Source organism: Kluyvera sp. (genome assembly GCF_965301105.1).
Genome location: NZ_CBDKZX010000009.1, coordinates 1 through 17638, shown reverse-complemented (window position 1 = coordinate 17638; position 17638 = coordinate 1). Strand labels below are relative to the sequence as shown.

The following is a 17638-nucleotide window of genomic DNA, read 5'->3' as shown; positions in this document are numbered from 1 at the left end:
ACTAGTTCGCAAGGAATACAATATGCTCGCCGCTATCACCCGGCTGTTCCCGTTATGGGCGCTGCTGCTCTCTGTTATTGCCTACTTCACGCCAACCACCTTTACGCCGATTGGCCCGCTGGTGCCGTCGCTGCTGATGCTGATTATGTTCGGCATGGGCGTGCATCTTAAGGTCGACGATTTTAAGCGCGTACTGTCACGCCCCGCGCCGGTGGCGGCTGGGATCTTCCTGCACTATCTGGTGATGCCGCTCGCCGCATGGCTGCTGGCGCTGATTTTTCATATGCCGCCGGAGCTGTCTGCCGGGATGGTGCTGGTCGGCAGCGTCGCCAGCGGAACGGCGTCTAACGTGATGATCTATCTGGCGAAGGGTGACGTGGCGCTGTCCGTCACCATCTCGTCGGTCTCCACGCTGGTTGGCGTGGTCGCCACGCCGCTGCTGACCCGGCTGTATGTGGATGCCCATATTCAGGTCGATGTCATGGGTATGCTGCTGAGCATTCTGCAAATTGTGGTGATTCCAATTGCGCTCGGTCTGGTGATTCATCACCTGTTCCCGCGCGTGGTGAAAGCGGTAGAGCCCTATCTCCCCGCCTTCTCAATGGTCTGTATTCTGGCCATCATCAGCGCGGTCGTTGCCGGTTCCGCCTCGCATATTGCCTCGGTTGGTTTCGTGGTGATTATCGCGGTGATTCTGCACAACACCATTGGCCTGCTCGGCGGCTACTGGGGCGGGAAACTGTTTGGCTTCGATGAGTCCACCTGCCGCACGCTGGCGATTGAAGTCGGGATGCAAAACTCCGGGCTGGCCGCCGCGCTGGGTAAAATTTACTTCGGGCCGCTGGCGGCGCTGCCTGGCGCGTTGTTCTCGGTGTGGCATAACCTGTCGGGTTCGCTGCTGGCGGGATACTGGTCCGGGAAGCCTATCGAGAAGAAAAAGCAACAATAACCGCTGTAGGTCCGATAAGCGTAGCGCCATCGGGCACACTGCAAGCGCATTGCCGGATGGCGGCGTAAACGCCTTATCCGGCCTACACAGCCTTCGCCCTTTGCCGTACACTGGTTGCACCATCCGACAGAGGGCACCCCTATGGCACTCCCCCGCATTACGCAAAAAGAGATGACCGAGCGCGAACAGCGCGAGCTGAAAACGCTGCTCGACCGCGCGCGCATTGCGCATGGTCGTCCGCTGACCAACGCAGAGACCAACAGCGTGAAAAAGGAGTACATCGATAAGCTGATGGTGCAGCGTGAAGCAGATGCAAAAAAAGCCCGCCAGTTGAAGAAACAGCAGGCTTATAAACCGGATTCCGAAAGTTCGTTCTCCTGGTCGGCGAATACGCCGACGCGCGGCAGACGTTAACGCCCTTTCTTTTTACGTCCCGGCGCGGTGAAGCGTTTACCATTACCCGCCGGGCGAGCTGGCTTATCGCTGGTTTTTTCCATCTTCACCACCGGGCGCTTAATACCCGCCGTTTTCGGTTTAGCTTTCGCTTTTGGTTTGGCTTCGGAAGAAGAGTTTTCAATCAGTTTAAAGAGATCGATAAGCTCATCGTCCGTCAGGTCACGCCACTCGCCCAACGGAATCCCCGTCAGGCTAACGTTCATAATGCGCGTACGCTCAAGCTTAGTGACTTCATAACCAAAGTGTTCGCACATGCGGCGAATCTGCCGGTTCAGCCCCTGCACCAGGGTGATGCGGAAGACAAACGGCGCCTCTTTCTTCACCTTACATTTCTTCGTCACGGTGCCAAGAATCGGTACGCCCGCACCCATGCCGCGAATAAAATCATCGGTGACGGGCTTATCGACCGTCACCAGATACTCTTTTTCGTGGTCGTTGCCAGCACGCAAGATCTTATTGACCAGGTCGCCATGGTTGGTGAGGAAAATCAGCCCCTGGGAGTCTTTATCCAGACGGCCAATCGGGAACACGCGTTTGCTGTGGTTGACGAAGTCGACGATGTTGTCACGCTCGCCGTCTTCGGTGGTGCTGACGATACCGACAGGCTTATTCAGCGCAATCAGCACTAAATCATCCGCTTCACGCGGCTCAATCAACCGACCGTTGACTTTCACAACGTCGCCCGGCTTCACCTGATCGCCTATCGTGGCACGCTTACCGTTGATAAAGACGTTGCCTTGTTCAATAAAGCGATCCGCCTCGCGGCGCGAGCAGATACCGCTTTCGCTGATATATTTATTTAATCGGGTTGATGAGTCTGTCAGCATAAGTTCTCCTTTGGCAGCGAAATATACCTCACCTTGCGGGTGAGAAAAAATAGCTCACTGCAAATCGTTGGGATATCGCGCCCCCAGTGGACCAGCGGCGTTTGCCAGAGCAGATGCCAGGGGCTTAGCTAAAGCTGACTTTCAGCGATCCATGCTCAACGCTGTTTTTCCCCACCACGATCTCGACATCACGTCCGAGTTTTACCAGGCATTCGAGCATTTTTGCTTCGCTGATCCCACGAAATTGACCACGCAGCAGATTAGAAAGCTTAGGCTGCGTCATACCGAGTATTTTCGCCGCCTGCTGCTGGGTCAGTTTTTTACTTTGTAGGATCTCGCTGATAGCTAACGCAAGCTGTGCCTTCAGCAACATCTCATCGGCATCATCTGCGCCGAGATCGGCATAGATATTGCCGCGACTCATTTTGACTTCATGTGCCATTAAAACTCTCCTGCGCGTGTCGCTGAGCGGCCTTTAGCCGTTGGTAAATAAGATCGATGTCAGGCTTGGGCGTTGCTTTACCCGACGAAGACTTTTTCTGGAAAGCGTGCAGTACGTATACCGCTCCTCTGAATTTTATGGTGTAAACCGCGCGCCAGGTATTACCGTGAAAATCCTCGACAACCTCGATCACGCCTGCGCTACCAAACCCTTTCAGAGGTTTACTTTGGGGATGTTGTTTCCCCTGCTGAGCAAGCCATAACGCAAAACCGAACGTATCCTGTACATGTTCGGGCATCATTCGCAGATCCTTTCTGGACTGCCCAACCCAATAAAGCGGTTTTGCCATCCCGCCTCCTGATTATATCCATATAGGTATAAATAGCCATTGTTTAGCAGGAGAATAAATCAACGATCCAGGTACGGCATGGGTCACAATGACAATCTGCGAGGCGTCTTCCAGACTATCTACTGCAACATCGTGAACTGCATCAGTAAGCGATCGGGCTCAGGATGGTAACATCCTGCGTCGATTGATAATTTTCTAATGAATGGGAGAAATGATGGAACTGCTTCTGCTGAGTAACTCAACGCTGCCGGGCAAAGCCTGGCTGGAACACGCGCTGCCGCTGATTGAGGCGCGGCTCAATGGCCGCCGTCGCGCGGTGTTTATTCCGTTTGCTGGCGTGACGCAAACCTGGGATGAATACACCGCTAAAACCGCGGCCGTGATGGCGCCGTTGGGCGTATCGGTCACCGGCATTCATACCGTGGCCGATCCGGTTTCAGCGATTGAAAACGCCGAACTGGTCATTGTCGGCGGCGGCAACACCTTCCAGTTGCTCAAAGAGAGCCGTCAGCGCGGGCTACTGGCTCCGATTGTCGACGTGGTCAAACGCGAGGCGCTGTATATCGGCTGGAGCGCGGGCGCTAACCTCGCCTGTCCGACCATTCGCACCACCAACGATATGCCCATTGTCGACCCGCAGGGCTTTGACGCGCTCGGTCTGTTCCCGCTACAGATTAACCCGCACTTTACCAATGCGTTGCCCGAAGGGCATAAAGGCGAAACCCGCGAACAGCGTATTCGCGAGCTGTTGGTTGTCGCGCCGGAGTTAACGGTGATTGGTCTGCCGGAAGGCAACTGGATTGAGGTGGCTAACGGCGAGGCGACGCTTGGCGGGCCGCGCACGACCTACGTATTTAAAGCGGGTGAGGAAGCCGTAGCGCTGGAGGAAGGGCACCGCTTCTGAGCCATAAACCCGGGGTCGGCGTAAACGCCTCGCCCGGGCTACAAACCATAGGCCTGATAAGCGCAGCGCCATCAGGCTATTCGGCGCACATTGCCGGATGGCGGCGTGAACGCCTTATCCGGCCTACAAGGTCGCCCAGCCGAGGCCGGGTTTACGCTAGTAATCGTCGCGCTCATCGTCTTCATCCGGCTGCTCCAGCACGCTGTAAGCCACCGAACAGAACAGCGAGTTCAAACGCTGCATATCCCCCAGCAGCGCCAGATGCAGGGTGCTGGTTTCAATACTTTGTACGTTCTGCTGATGCAGACGATCGACGTGCGCGTGCGCGTAGCGGCGGTTCAGAATACGGAAACGGTGTTTACTGCGACGCAGACGGCGGGCGCTGGTGACATCGCCGGAGAAGAACACCGACATCGCCAACTGAAGGTTGCTCAGCAGCAGTTCATAGAGCGCTTCCAGCTCTTTCAGCCCCTCAACCGAGAAGGCGCGGCGCGCGGCCAGCGATTTGTCGGCAATCTCGCTGCCCATCCGTTCAATGATATCGGAGGCCTGTTCAAGGTTGAGCGACATCTCGATAATCTCCGCCCAGCGCCGGGACTCCTCTTCCGCCAGCTCGTCTTTCGGCATTCGCGCCAGGTAGAGCTTGATGGCGGTGTAGAGCACGTTGATATCATCCGCCTGTTTGCGCAGGTTTTTCTCTTCGCGCGGTTCGCCGTGCATCACCTTCTTTAGCCCGTCCAGCATCTGCTCGGTGGCATCACCAATGCGCAGCGTCTCACGTGCGGCGTTAGCCAACGCCAGCGTGGGGGTATCAAGTGCGGTAACATCCAGATGTTTGGGCTTCAGGTGCGCTTCCAGCTCTGGCTCATCGCGGATCAGGCGTTTACAGAAACGCGCCATGGGCTCGGCAAACGGCACCATCGCCACACAGCGGATCAGGTTGTAGAAAACGTGGAAGTAGATAACCAGTTCGGATTCCGCCAGCGGCAGCTTCTGCATCGTGGTCGCCAGCACGTGGACGAACGGCAGAATAATCAGGCTACCCACCAGCTTAAACAGCAGGCTACCCAGCGCCACACGGCGGGCGGCGGCGTTAGCGGCGCTGTTGTTGAGCATGGCCAACAGGCCCGAACCCAGGTTGGCGCCAATCACCAGACACAGCGCCACCGGGAAGGAGATGACCCCGGCGGTGGTCAGCGTGGCGGTCAGCAGCACGGCGGCCAGGCTCGAGTAGCTGATGATGGCGAACACGGCGCCAATCAGCGCATCCAGCAGAATATCACCGGTCAGCGAAGCAAAAATGACCTGCACGCCGTTGGCCTGAGTGATTGGCGTGACCGCCTGCACAATCAGCTCCAGCGCCAGCAGAATCAGCCCCAGACCGATACCCACGCGGCCCAACTGCCCTTCGCGGGTTTGCTTGCGGCCCAGGAAGAAGGTGACGCCGATAAAAATCAGCAGCGGCGACAGCCACGAGAGATCGAAGGTCAGGATACGCGCCATTAGCGCGGTCCCCACGTCGGCGCCAAGCACGATCACCAGCGCGGGCGTCAGGGCCACAAGATCCTGGGCAACAAAGGATGTCACCAGCATAGTGGTGGCATTGCTGCTTTGTACCAGCGCGGTAACGCCGATACCCGCACAGAAGGCGAGCGGCTTTTTCTCCACGCTGCGGCTGAGCACGGTACGCAGACGCGCGCCAAATACACGCATCACGCCGGTGCGCACAATATGGGTACCCCACACCAACAGCGCGACGGCGGAAAGCAGGTGTAGCAGAGTTAACACGGAATCAGCTTCTCCTTATCGTTATAGGTTCCTGAGGTTCGTTAGACTGACATCATGCCAGATGGCGCTGCGCTTAACAGGCAAACCGCGCTCGCGAACCTTCTTCCAGTATAAGGGTTTACGCGCAATAAAGAGACAGGGCGCTCATAGAGCGCCCTGTTAGTTGTAAGGAAAGATGACGATTCTGTGAATCAGTCGGCATCGTAACCCAGGTTTGGTGCCAGCCAGCGCTCCACTTCCGCTACGCTCATCCCTTTACGCTGCGCGTAGTCCTCAACCTGATCGCGTTGAATCTGCGCGACCGCATAGTACTTGCTATCCGGGTGGCTGAAATACCAGCCGGAAACCGATGCACCGGGCCACATGGCGAAGGATTCCGTCAGCTTCATGCCGGTGTGGGCTTCCACGTCCAGCAGTTCCCAGATGGTGCCTTTTTCGGTGTGCTCCGGACAGGCCGGGTAGCCCGGCGCCGGGCGAATGCCCTGGTAGTTTTCGCGAATCAGCTCTTCGTTGCTCAGGTTTTCGTTCGGCGCATAGCCCCAGTAAACCTTACGCACGCGCTCGTGCAGGTACTCGGCAAAGGCTTCCGCCAGGCGGTCGGCAATCGCCTTCACCATGATCTTGTTGTAATCATCGTGCTGCGCTTCAAACGCCTCGGCCAGCGCATCTTCTTCCAGCCCGCCGGTGACGGCGAAGGCACCGATATAGTCCGCTTTGCCGGAGGTTTTCGGCGCCACGAAGTCCGACAGACAGTAGTTGGCAAAACCCACTTTCTCGGTCTGCTGGCGTAGATGACGGCTCACGGTCAGCACCTGCGTGCGCGTTTCATCGCGATAGATTTCCACGTCATCGCCGACGCGGTTAGCCGGGAACAGGCCAACGACGCCGCGTGGGTTGAGGGATTTCTCGGCGCTCAACTGGTCCAGCATCTCATTGGCGTCTTTGAACAGGCGCTTCGCCTCTTCCCCCACCACTTCATCTTCAAGAATGCGCGGATACTTCCCGGCCAGCGACCAGGTCATAAAGAACGGCGTCCAGTCGATATAGTTGCGCAGCGTTTCGATGCTGGCCTCGACTTCCTGCACGCCTAAACGATGTGCGACCGGCGGGGTGTAACTTTCCCAGTCAAACGCGAGATCGTTTTCCCGCGCCGCGGCTAACGTGACCGGCGGGGTACGCGGTTTCTTACGCCCGTGCTGGATACGTACGGTTTCGTATTCTTTGCGCGTACGGGCAACAAAATCGTCGCGCTGAGTGTCGGAGAGCAGCGCCGCTACCACGCCGACGGTACGCGAAGCGTTCTGCACGTAAACCGTCGGGCCGCTGTAGTTCTGCTCAATTTTCACCGCGGTGTGCGCTTTCGACGTTGTCGCGCCGCCAATGAGCAGTGGGATGGTGAAGCCCTGACGCTCCATCTCTTTTGCCACGTTGACCATTTCATCCAGCGACGGCGTAATCAGGCCAGAGAGACCGATCAGATCCGCGTTCACCTCTTTCGCCGTTTTGAGGATTTTATCCGCTGGCACCATCACGCCGAGATCGATGATTTCGTAGTTGTTGCACTGCAGCACCACGCCGACGATATTTTTACCGATATCGTGCACGTCACCCTTCACCGTGGCGATAACCATCTTGCCGTTGCTGGAACCTTTCTCTTTGCTGGCCTCAATGTACGGTTCGAGGTAGGCCACCGCCTGCTTCATTACGCGGGCCGATTTCACCACCTGCGGCAGGAACATTTTGCCCTCGCCAAACAGGTCGCCGACCACGTTCATGCCGTCCATCAGCGGCCCTTCGATCACTTCAATCGGGCGTTCAGCCTGCTGGCGCGCCTCTTCGGTGTCGAGTTCGATAAATTCGGTAATGCCTTTTACCAGCGAGTATTCGAGACGCTTTTTCACGTCCCAGCTACGCCATTCCGCCTGCTGGGCGTTGGCAGCTTCGTCGGTTTTGCTGCCGCGGTATTTCTCGGCCAGCTCCAGCAGACGTTCGGTGCCGTCTTCACGGCGGTTGAGGATCACGTCTTCAACCGCATCGCGCAGTTCGGCGGGAAGGTCGTCGTAGATAGCCAGCTGTCCGGCGTTGACGATGCCCATGTCCATGCCGTTGCGAATGGCGTAGTAGAGGAATACCGCGTGGATAGCTTCACGTACCGGGTCGTTGCCGCGGAACGAGAAGGAAACGTTAGACACGCCGCCGGAAATCAGCGCGTGCGGCAGCTCGCGTTTGATGTCCTCACAGGCGCCGATAAAGTCCTGCGCGTAGTTGTTGTGCTCTTCAATACCGGTGGCGACGGCAAAGATATTCGGGTCGAAGATGATGTCTTCCGGCGGGAAGCCCACCTCTTCAGTCAAAATCTTGTAGGCGCGACGGCAAATCTCAATTTTGCGTTCGCGGGTGTCGGCCTGGCCCACTTCGTCAAAAGCCATCACCACCACGGCTGCGCCGTAGCGGCGGACTTTTTTCGCATGCTCAATAAACGGCTCTACGCCCTCTTTCATTGAGATGGAGTTCACGATGCCTTTACCCTGAATGCACTTCAGCCCTTTTTCGATAACTTCCCATTTGGAGGAGTCGATCATAATCGGCACGCGGGCGATATCCGGCTCGCCGGCAATCAGGTTGAGGAAGCGCACCATCGCCGCTTCAGCGTCGAGCATCCCCTCATCCATGTTGATATCGATAATCTGCGCGCCGCTTTCCACCTGCTGACGGGCGACATCCAGCGCTTCGCTGTATTTCTCTTCTTTGATCAGGCGCTTAAACTTCGCCGAACCGGTGACGTTGGTACGTTCGCCGACGTTAACAAACAGGCTGTCGTCGCCAATATTCAGCGGCTCCAGGCCGGACAGACGGCAGGAGACCGCAATCTCTGGCAGCTTACGCGGTGGCAAGCCATCAACCGCCCGGCTCATCGCCGCAATATGTTCCGGCGTAGTGCCACAGCAACCGCCAACCACGTTGAGGAAGCCCGCTTCGGCCCATTCGCGGATTTGCATTGCCATGGTGTCGGCATCGAGATCGTATTCACCAAAGGCATTCGGCAGGCCGGCGTTCGGGTGCGCGGTGACGTAGCATTCGGCAATGCGCGACAGCTCCTGCACGTACTGGCGCAGCTCGTCCGGGCCCAGGGCGCAGTTGAGGCCAAAAGTCAGGGCATCGGCGTGACGCAGGGAGTTGTAGAACGCTTCCGTGGTTTGGCCGGAGAGCGTACGGCCAGAAGCGTCGGTAATGGTGCCGGAAATCATGATCGGCAGATCAACGCCCAGCGCTTCAAACTCTTCTTTCACCGCAAACACCGCCGCTTTGGCGTTGAGGGTGTCGAAGACGGTTTCAATCAGGATCAGGTCGCTGCCACCTTCCACCAGCGCTTTGGTGGATTCGCGATAGGCGGCCACCAGCTGATCAAAAGTAATGTTGCGATACGCCGGGTCATTGACGTCGGGCGAGATAGACGCCGTACGGTTGGTTGGGCCGAGCACGCCCGCGACGTAGCGCGGTTTGTTCGGCGTACGCGCCGTCCATTCATCGGCCGCCGCGCGCGCCAGCTTCGCCGCCGCAAAGTTGATTTCCGCCGACAGCGATTCCATCTGGTAATCGGCCATGGCGATAGTGGTGGAGTTGAAGGTGTTGGTTTCGATGATATCCGCCCCCGCCTCGAAGTAGGCGTGATGGATAGCCGCGATCACCTCCGGCTTGCTGAGCACCAGCAGGTCGTTGTTTCCCTTCAGGTCGCAAGGCCAGTCGGCGAAGCGTTCGCCGCGGAAGTCCTGCTCGCTCAGACGATAGCCCTGGATCATGGTGCCCATGCCCCCATCCAGAACCAGAATACGTTCATTTAACTGCGCACGCAGTTGCTCCACTTTGCTGCTCACAGGCACTCCCGACACCGCTCTACGAAATCCAGACCCAAATAGGCAATAGACCATACTGGCATAAAGCGGGGTGGCGGAAAAGAGAACAACGGTCTACATGAGACATGTTCAGCATGACTCATCGGAGCAGTAAGACGAACGGTTGTATTATAATCAATAAAAACGAAAATAATTTCCACGATACAGAAAGGAGTCGCGATGGTCGCCAACGTTCCTGCAAAACGCGGTAGAAAACCCGCCCCGGCAACTGCCGCCGCCGCAACGGGCCAGGTGCAGTCGCTCACCCGCGGCCTCAAACTGTTAGAGTGGATCGCCGAATCACACAGCAGCGTGGCGCTCACCGAGCTGGCGCAGCAGGCTGGCCTTCCTAACTCCACCACGCACCGTTTACTCACCACCATGCAGCAGTTGGGCTTCGTGCGTCAGGTTGGCGAACTCGGCCATTGGGCGGTGGGCGCGCATGCGTTTATCGTCGGCAGCAGCTTCCTGCAAAGCCGTAATCTGCTGGCGATTGTGCACCCGATTCTGCGCCAACTGATGGAAGACTCTGGTGAGACGGTCAACCTTGCGGTGCTCGATAAAAGCGATCATCAGGCGATTATTATCGACCAGGTGCAGTGTACGCAGCTGATGCGCATGTCCGCGCCGATCGGCGGCAAGCTGCCAATGCACGCCTCCGGCGCCGGCAAAGCGTTTTTATCCCAGTTGAGTGAAGAAGAAGTCACCAGTCTGCTGCACCGCAAAGGGCTGCACGCTTATACGCATGCGACGCTGGTGTCGCCGCTGCATCTGAAAGACGATTTGGCCCAGACGCGCAAGCGCGGCTATTCGTTTGACGATGAAGAGCATGCGCTGGGCCTGCGCTGCGTGGCGTCATGCATTTATGATGAGCACCGCGAGCCGTTTGCCGCTATATCGATTTCCGGGCCGATTTCCCGCATTACCGATGACCGCGTGACCGAGTTTGGCGCGATGGTGATTAAAGCGGCGAAAGAGGTGACGCTGGCCTACGGCGGGATTCGATAAACAAAATGCCCCGTTGGGGCATCCTCGGTAGGCCTGATAAGCGTAGCGCCATCAGGCAGATCGGCGCACCTCGCCGGATGGCGGCGAAAGCGCCTTATCCGGCCTACGGTCGGTTTCATAGCGCACGCTGAACCGCTGGCGACGTCGGTAGGCATAAACATCCTCCACGTGCCCATTTTTAATGCGCGTCTGTAGGCCACGCCAGTAGTCGGCGCTAAACAGGTCGGCGTGCATCTCTTCAAACAGCGGCCCGATGCGCGGGTCGGCGCACAGCCAGTGGCGAAACTCTTCCGGGAACACATCGCCCGGCGACACGCTGTACCAGGGCTCGCTCGCCAGCTCGTCCTCCGGATAGCGCGGCGGCGGTATATCGCGGAAGTTTACCTCCGTCATATAACAAATCTCGTCATAATCGTAGAACACCACGCGTCCGTGCCGGGTGACGCCGAAATTCTTAAACAGCATGTCGCCAGGGAAGATATTGGCGGCAGCAAGCTGGCGGATAGCGTTGCCGTATTCTTCAATCGCGTCGCGTAGCTGTTGCCCTTCTACCTGTTCCAGCCAGAGATTGAGCGGCACCATCCGCCGTTCAATATACAGATGGCTAATGGCAATTTTATCGCCCATGTCGACGATCTTTTCCGGCGCTTCCTGCAACAAAAGCGCCATCAGCGCCGGATCTATCTGCCGTTTTTCCAGCACGAAATTTTCAAACTCCTGAGTATCAGCCATCCGCCCGACACGGTCATGTTCCTTCACCAACTGGTAGCAGGCCCGGACGTGCGCGGCGGACATCTCTTTTTGCGGGGCAAACTTGTCTTTTATGACTTTAAAGACCCGGTCGAAGCCCGGCAGCGTAAACACCAGCATCACCATGCCGCGAATGCCCGGCGCTTCAATAAATTGTTCATTGGCGTTAGCGATGTAGTTCAGGTATTCACGATAGCTTTCGGTTTTGGCGTGCTTCTGACAGCCAATCGCCATATAGAGCTCGGCGGTGGTTTTGCCCGGCAAAATTTCGCGCAGCCATTCCACCAGAGCCGCAGGCAGCGGCGCGTACACCATAAAGTAGGAGCGGGCAAAACCGAAGACGATGCTGGCCTCAACCGTGGTGGTCAGGCAGGTATCGACGAACAACTCGCCTTCATCGGTGCGGTGAATGGGTATGAGAAACGGCAGCGTGCCGGTCGGCGTGATGAGCTTGCCGATTAGCCATGCGGCTTTGTTGCGATAAAACAGCTCATTAGCGATTTGCAGGTGCGACTGACGTAGCGTCTCGACGTCCAGCGTTTCGCTCAGATGCGCCATGATATAGCCCACGTCGCGAAACTTATTCTGCCAGGGCAGACGCAGGGGTAAATCGCTGAGCATTTTGAAAATCACCGCTTCCCAGCCAGCGTCCGGGAAAAAATCCTTCGCGAGCGGTCGGGGAATCGCGCGAAAACGACGCTCGGGCTGCGAGCTGAAAATAAATAACCGCTCGGGACTCAGCGAGCGGTGGTCAAATAACCGGCAATAGACGGAATTAAAAAAGCTCTCCGCAATCTCGAAGCGAGGGTAATCCGGCAACAAACGGGTGTACTGCGCCTTTACGCGCAGCAAAAAATCGGCGTCAGTACTTTTGCCATCGGTAATGCAGCGCAGCTGTTCGACCACCAACCCCACGTGATGGTCGTACAGATGGATACGGCTTTTCATCGCCTGCTGCACGGCATGCCAGTCGGCCTGTTCAAACCGCTGCTGTGCGCCTGAAGTCACTTCCAGAAAACGTCCGTACTGGGCGTCAAATCCCTGCAAAATGGTCTGCGCAATCAGTAATTCCAGGCCTCGCGTCATTATTTATCCCCATCCGGCACCGAGTCATGCCGGATGGCGCCTTCGCTTATCCGGCCTACATTGCGTTGTAGGCCCGGTTAGCGCAGCGCCACCGGGCATAAATCAAAACTGCGATTCTTCGGTCGAACCGGTCAGCGCGGTCACCGAGGAGGTTCCGCCCTGGATAATGGTGGTGACATTATCGAAGTAGCCGGTGCCCACCTCTTGCTGGTGAGAAACGAAGGTGTAGCCATCTTTCGCCGCCGCGAACTCGGCCTGCTGAACCTTCTCAACGTAGTGCTTCATCCCCTCGCCCTGCGCGTAGGAGTGCGCCAGGTCGAACATGTTGAACCACATGCTGTGGATACCGGCCAGCGTGATGAACTGGTATTTGTAGCCCATGTCAGACAGCTGCTGCTGGAAGCTGGCGATGGTTTTGTCGTCCAGCTTTTTCTGCCAGTTGAACGACGGCGAGCAGTTGTAGGCCAGCAGTTTGCCAGGGTATTTCGCGTGGATAGCATCGGCAAAGCGCTTTGCCAGCGCCAGGTCCGGCGTGGAGGTTTCACACCACACCAGGTCGGCGTACGGTGCGTACGCCAGGCCGCGGCTAATCGCCTGCTCAATGCCTGCGCGAGTACGGTAGAAACCTTCACTGGTGCGCTCGCCGGTAATGAAGTCGCTATCGTACGGGTCGCAGTCGGAGGTGATGAGATCCGCCGCATCGGCATCGGTACGCGCAATCAGCAGCGTCGGTACGCCCATCACGTCGGCCGCCAGACGTGCGGCGACCAGTTTCTGAACCGCTTCCTGCGTGGGCACCAGCACTTTGCCGCCCATATGACCGCATTTCTTCACCGACGCCAGCTGATCTTCAAAGTGTACCGCCGCTGCACCGGCCGCAATCATCGATTTCATCAGTTCAAAGGCGTTCAGCACCCCGCCGAAACCCGCTTCCGCATCGGCAACGATCGGCAGGAAATAATCAACGTAGCGCGGATCGTTTGGCTCGATACCGTTCGCCCACTGGATCTGATCCGCACGGCGGAAAGTGTTGTTGATCCGATCGACCACCGCAGGCACTGAGTTCGCAGGATAGAGCGATTGATCCGGGTACATGCTTGAAGCCAGGTTCGCATCCGCCGCGACCTGCCAGCCAGAGAGGTAAATCGCCTCAATGCCCGCCTTCGCCTGCTGTAACGCCTGGCCGCCGGTCAGCGCGCCAAGGCTGTTAACGTAGCCCTTTTTCGCTTCACCGTGCAGCAGGCGCCACATTCTGGCCGCGCCCAACTGCGCCAGCGTACACTCCGGGTTGACCGAACCGCGCAGTTTCACCACTTCCTCCGCGCTGTACGGGCGCTTGATACCTTCCCAACGTGGCTGCGTCCATTCTTGTTGTAATGCTTCGATTTGTTGAGTACGAGTTTTCATGTGCAGATGCTCCATATTGTTATGTGGTGAATTACGCCAGCAGGCGGTAGCCCGGCAGGGTCAGGAAGTCGATCAGTTCGTCGGAAGTGGTGATTTGCTCCATCAGGCGCGCGGCATCGTCAAAACGGCCACCGTTGAAGCGGGCTTCGCCCAGCTCGCCTTTAATCACCTGCAGTTCTTCCGCCAGCATCTGGCGGAACAGCGGCTTGGTTACCGGTTTGCCGTTGCTGAGGGTTTTCTGGTGATGGATCCACTGCCAGATAGAGGTACGGGAGATTTCGGCGGTGGCCGCATCTTCCATCAGGCCATAAATCGGTACGCAGCCGTTGCCGGAGATCCACGCCTCGATGTACTGGACCGCCACGCGAATATTGGCGCGCATCCCCTCTTCAGTGCGTTCACCGTCGCACGGTGCCAGCAGCTGTTCGGCGGTAATCGGCGCGTCGGTGGCGCGGGAAACAGAAAGCTGGTTCGGGCGATCGCCCAGCACCTCGTTAAACACCGCCATGGCAGTATCAGCAAGACCAGGATGGGCAACCCAGGTACCGTCATGGCCGTTATTGGCTTCCAGTGATTTATCCGCCTTCACCTTATTCAGCACCTGCGCGTTGCGCTCGGCATCTTTGTGCGGGATAAACGCCGCCATGCCGCCCATCGCGAACGCGCCGCGTTTGTGACAGGTTTTAATCAACAGCCGTGAATAGGCGCTGAGGAACGGTTTATCCATGGTGACGACCTGACGATCCGGCAAAACGCGGTCCGGGTGGTTCTTCAACGTTTTGATATAGCTGAAGATGTAATCCCAACGACCACAGTTCAGGCCAACAATATGGTCGCGCAGGGCGTGGAGAATTTCGTCCATCTGGAACACGGCCGGCAGGGTTTCAATCAGCAGCGTGGCTTTGATAGTCCCGCGCGGCAGGTTGAAGCGATCTTCGGCATAGCAGAACACATCGTTCCACCAAGCCGCTTCCTGCCACGCCTGGGTTTTCGGCAGGTAGAAATAGGGACCGCTGCCTTTGGCTAACAGCGCTTTGTGGTTGTGGAAAAAGTACAGCGCAAAGTCAAACAGGCTGCCCGGAATGGCTTCACCGCGCCAGGTGACGTGTTTTTCCGGCAGGTGCAGGCCGCGTACGCGACAGACCAGCACCGCGGGGTTCGGCTTGAGCTGATAGATTTTTCCCGCTTCGTTGGTGTAGCTGATGGTGCCATTGACCGCGTCACGCAGGTTTATCTGCCCTTCGATCACTTTGTTCCAGTCCGGCGCTAATGAGTCTTCAAAATCGGCCATGAACACTTTGACGTTAGCGTTCAGGGCGTTGATCACCATTTTGCGTTCAACGGGGCCGGTAATTTCAACGCGGCGGTCCTGCAGATCGGCTGGAATGCCGCGTATCTGCCAATTGCCATTACGAATGGAATCGGTTTCCGAAATAAAATCTGGCAGCTTGCCGTCGTCAATATCCTGTTGCTGCTGAATGCGCGCTGCCAGCAGCTTATTGCGTTTTGGCGTAAATCGGGTCACGAGTTCGGTCAGAAATTCCACCGCTTCCGCAGTTAAAACCTGCTGTTCCTGCTCGCCATAAGGCTTCAGAAAAGCCAGTTCATCGGTTGTTGTGGCTTGTTGTGTCATGGTGCAGCTCCTCGTGAGTGATCCGAATAGTTTCCCCGTCAGGTGAGCGGACGATCGTTGTGTAGTTTTCGCTCAACGTTTTTAAGCCTAATCAATAAAAATAAAAAAACAAAAACAATTTCCATTTTTAAATTAAAATAATCACAAGGCATTGATTAGATTAGAATTAAAAATTTATGGTTGTATGGGGTGTATTTCGGAAACAAAAAAGGCACCCGAAGGTGCCTGATTGAGCATGCTGAAACGCTTTAGGATCGTGAAGAGTAGCGGATCAATCCAACGTTGGATTCATATTCCGCAGATCGTATGGCGTGATCTGGTAGACGTAGTAGTTGAGCCAGTTCGCAAACAGAAGGTTACCGTGGCTACGCCAGGTGGCACGCGGTTTGTTTTGCGGGTCATCTTTGGGGAAGTAGTTATAGGGCACTTCCGGACTCAGGCCGGCATCCACATCGCGGAAATATTCACTCGCCAGAGTATGAGCATCGTATTCCGGATGGCCCGTTACGAAGGCAATGCGTTTATCTTTGCTGGCAAACAGATAGGCGTCGCCGTCAGCGGTTTCCGCGAGGATTTCCAGGTCGGTAAAATCACGAATCAGCTTCGCAGGGAAGTCGGCGTAGCGCGAATGGGGCGCCAGGAAAGAATCATCAAAACCGCGGGTTAGCAGGGCATGAGGATGCAGAATATGATGCTCATAGACACCGGAAAGCTTGTCGTCGCGGGTTTGCTTAGGAATCCCGTACAGAATATTCAGCGCGGCTTGTACCGCCCAACAGACAAACAGCGTCGATGTGACGTGATCTTTAGCCCACTCCAGCACCTGCTGAATCTGCGGCCAGTAGGCAACATCATTAAATTCGACCAGGCCCAGCGGTGCGCCGGTGACGATCAGACCATCGAAGTTCTGGTCGCGAATGTCGTCGAAATTACAGTAAAAGTTGTTCAAATGCTCAGTTGGCGTATTACGCGATTCACGCGCATCAATACGCAGTAGCTGAATATCCAGCTGTAGCGGAGAGTTTGACAGCAGACGTAAGAACTGGTTTTCTGTCTCTATCTTCTTTGGCATCAGGTTCAGGATCAGCACCTTCAGAGGACGAATTTCCTGACCTGTAGCACGCGACGTGGTCATCACAAAGACGTTCTCATCACGCAAGAACTTGACGGCTGGTAGCTCGTCCTGCACCCGAATCGGCATAACCTTATTACCTCACAGCATACGTATAAACGTTTAGACATCCAGACACCTAACGATACCCAGAATTCAGTGAAATGTCGAGTCTGCATGTTAAAGGTGAGAAAGTTTCAATTACGATTGCGGTAGAATGCGGAAACGATTCGAAAGGGAGTAAATGAAGTGATTATTCGACGTTCTCAGCGCCATGAAGGCGAACGATTAGTGGAAATATGGTGTCGTTCGGTGGATGCGACGCATGATTTCTTGTCCGCGCAGGATAGAGCGGAGATTGAGGTACAGGTACGGACATTTTTACCTGAAGCGCCGCTTTGGGTGGCGACAGACGCAAATGATGTGCCTTTAGCATTTATGCTGCTGTCAGAGCACCATCTGGAGGCACTGTTTGTCGATCCGGATGCTCGGGGTACCGGGGTGGGACGAAAGCTGGTTGAACATGCGTTATCGCTGATCCCCGACCTGACCACCGACGTGAACGAGCAGAATGATCAGGCGGTAGGGTTTTACCAGAAGATGGGGTTTGTTGTGACCGGGCGGTCAGAGACGGACGATCATGGGAGACCTTATCCACTGCTGCATTTACGTTATTGTGGTGCATCAGCGGAGTCGGCGTAACACGCCTCATCCGGGCGACCAGAGCAGCTGTCGCCCGGGATTTCACTGCATTTTCATTTCGCACAGACGCAAAAAAGCCCATCCGTCAGGATGGGCTTCTTCACTTATTTGATGCCTGGCAGTTCCCTACTCTCGCATGGGGAGACCCCACACTACCATCGGCGCTACGGCGTTTCACTTCTGAGTTCGGCATGGGGTCAGGTGGGACCACCGCGCTACAGCCGCCAGGCAAATTCTGTTTATCAACACACCTCCCGGGCATGTCGATGTAATCTGTAATCAGGCTGAAAATCTGTCTCTTCGCCAAAACATCTTCGGCGTTGTAAGGTTAAG

Annotated in this window: 14 protein-coding genes and 1 rRNA gene; 5 read left to right on the top strand and 10 right to left on the bottom strand. The window is 56.4% G+C overall.

The window, feature by feature from the left end; translation table 11 throughout:
• The first annotated feature begins 22 nt into the window (after positions 1-22).
• Both panS and ACW14G_RS05950 read left to right on the top strand, forming a co-directional pair.
• Entirely contained in the window at positions 23-949 is a 927-nt protein-coding gene (gene panS, locus ACW14G_RS05955) for a ketopantoate/pantoate/pantothenate transporter PanS (RefSeq protein ID WP_167577129.1), read from the top strand.
• A gap of 141 nt (positions 950-1090) precedes the next feature.
• Positions 1091-1363 carry a DUF3811 domain-containing protein gene (locus ACW14G_RS05950; RefSeq protein WP_064546605.1) on the top strand — a complete coding sequence of 91 codons (273 nt, stop codon included), beginning with the start codon at positions 1091-1093 and terminating at the stop codon, positions 1361-1363.
• Here the strand turns inward: ACW14G_RS05950 and rluF are convergent.
• The 3 genes from rluF to ACW14G_RS05935 form a co-directional block, all read right to left on the bottom strand.
• The gene (rluF, locus tag ACW14G_RS05945; RefSeq protein WP_167577130.1) at positions 1360-2232 is read right to left on the bottom strand and encodes a 23S rRNA pseudouridine(2604) synthase RluF; all 873 of its coding nucleotides are present in this window, start codon (positions 2230-2232) and stop codon (positions 1360-1362) included. The two genes, ACW14G_RS05950 and rluF, sit on opposite strands and share 4 nt — an antisense overlap.
• Positions 2233-2356: 124 nt before the next feature.
• Positions 2357-2674 carry a helix-turn-helix domain-containing protein gene (locus tag ACW14G_RS05940; RefSeq protein WP_163447561.1) on the bottom strand — a complete coding sequence of 106 codons (318 nt, stop codon included), beginning with the start codon at positions 2672-2674 and terminating at the stop codon, positions 2357-2359.
• The gene (locus ACW14G_RS05935) at positions 2664-3023 is read right to left on the bottom strand and encodes a type II toxin-antitoxin system RelE/ParE family toxin (RefSeq protein WP_249022474.1); all 360 of its coding nucleotides are present in this window, start codon (positions 3021-3023) and stop codon (positions 2664-2666) included. Before ACW14G_RS05935 ends, ACW14G_RS05940 begins: the two co-directional genes overlap by 11 nt.
• 214 nt (positions 3024-3237) lie before the next feature.
• On the opposite strand from ACW14G_RS05935, the gene pepE reads away from it, so the two are divergent.
• The gene (gene pepE / locus ACW14G_RS05930) at positions 3238-3927 is read left to right on the top strand and encodes a dipeptidase PepE (RefSeq protein WP_249023383.1); all 690 of its coding nucleotides are present in this window, start codon (positions 3238-3240) and stop codon (positions 3925-3927) included.
• 156 nt (positions 3928-4083) lie between these two features.
• On the opposite strand, the gene ACW14G_RS05925 is transcribed toward pepE, so the two are convergent.
• Positions 4084-5715 carry a Na/Pi cotransporter family protein gene (locus ACW14G_RS05925; protein ID WP_167577131.1) on the bottom strand — a complete coding sequence of 544 codons (1632 nt, stop codon included), beginning with the start codon at positions 5713-5715 and terminating at the stop codon, positions 4084-4086.
• 191 nt (positions 5716-5906) lie between these two features.
• Positions 5907-9590, bottom strand: a complete 3684-nt coding sequence (metH, locus tag ACW14G_RS05920) for a methionine synthase (protein ID WP_249022475.1) — start codon at positions 9588-9590, stop codon at positions 5907-5909.
• A 198-nt stretch (positions 9591-9788) separates the two neighbouring features.
• On the opposite strand from metH, the gene iclR reads away from it, so the two are divergent.
• Entirely contained in the window at positions 9789-10616 is an 828-nt protein-coding gene (iclR, locus tag ACW14G_RS05915; protein ID WP_223803497.1) for a glyoxylate bypass operon transcriptional repressor IclR, read from the top strand.
• Between the two features lie 51 nt (positions 10617-10667).
• Here iclR and aceK read toward each other — a convergent pair whose 3' ends face one another.
• The 4 genes from aceK to metA all read right to left on the bottom strand — a co-directional run bounded on the left by aceK (position 10668) and on the right by metA (position 16693).
• Positions 10668-12452, bottom strand: coding sequence for a bifunctional isocitrate dehydrogenase kinase/phosphatase (gene aceK, locus ACW14G_RS05910; protein WP_167577134.1), 1785 nt, complete (start codon positions 12450-12452; stop codon positions 10668-10670).
• A 102-nt stretch (positions 12453-12554) separates the two neighbouring features.
• Complete coding sequence (gene aceA, locus ACW14G_RS05905; protein ID WP_249022476.1) at positions 12555-13859, bottom strand: isocitrate lyase; 1305 nt, start codon at positions 13857-13859, stop codon at positions 12555-12557.
• A 31-nt stretch (positions 13860-13890) separates the two neighbouring features.
• The gene (gene aceB / locus ACW14G_RS05900) at positions 13891-15492 is read right to left on the bottom strand and encodes a malate synthase A (protein WP_163447567.1); all 1602 of its coding nucleotides are present in this window, start codon (positions 15490-15492) and stop codon (positions 13891-13893) included.
• Between the two features lie 271 nt (positions 15493-15763).
• Positions 15764-16693, bottom strand: coding sequence for a homoserine O-acetyltransferase MetA (metA, locus tag ACW14G_RS05895; RefSeq protein ID WP_163447568.1), 930 nt, complete (start codon positions 16691-16693; stop codon positions 15764-15766).
• 159 nt (positions 16694-16852) lie between these two features.
• On the opposite strand from metA, the gene ACW14G_RS05890 reads away from it, so the two are divergent.
• On the top strand, positions 16853-17305 hold the full coding sequence (locus ACW14G_RS05890; RefSeq protein WP_249022477.1) for an acetyltransferase: 453 nt from the start codon (positions 16853-16855) through the stop codon (positions 17303-17305).
• Positions 17306-17418: 113 nt separating this feature from the next.
• Here ACW14G_RS05890 and rrf read toward each other — a convergent pair.
• Positions 17419-17534, bottom strand: a 5S ribosomal RNA gene (rrf, locus tag ACW14G_RS05885).
• Positions 17535-17638 lie beyond the last annotated feature (104 nt).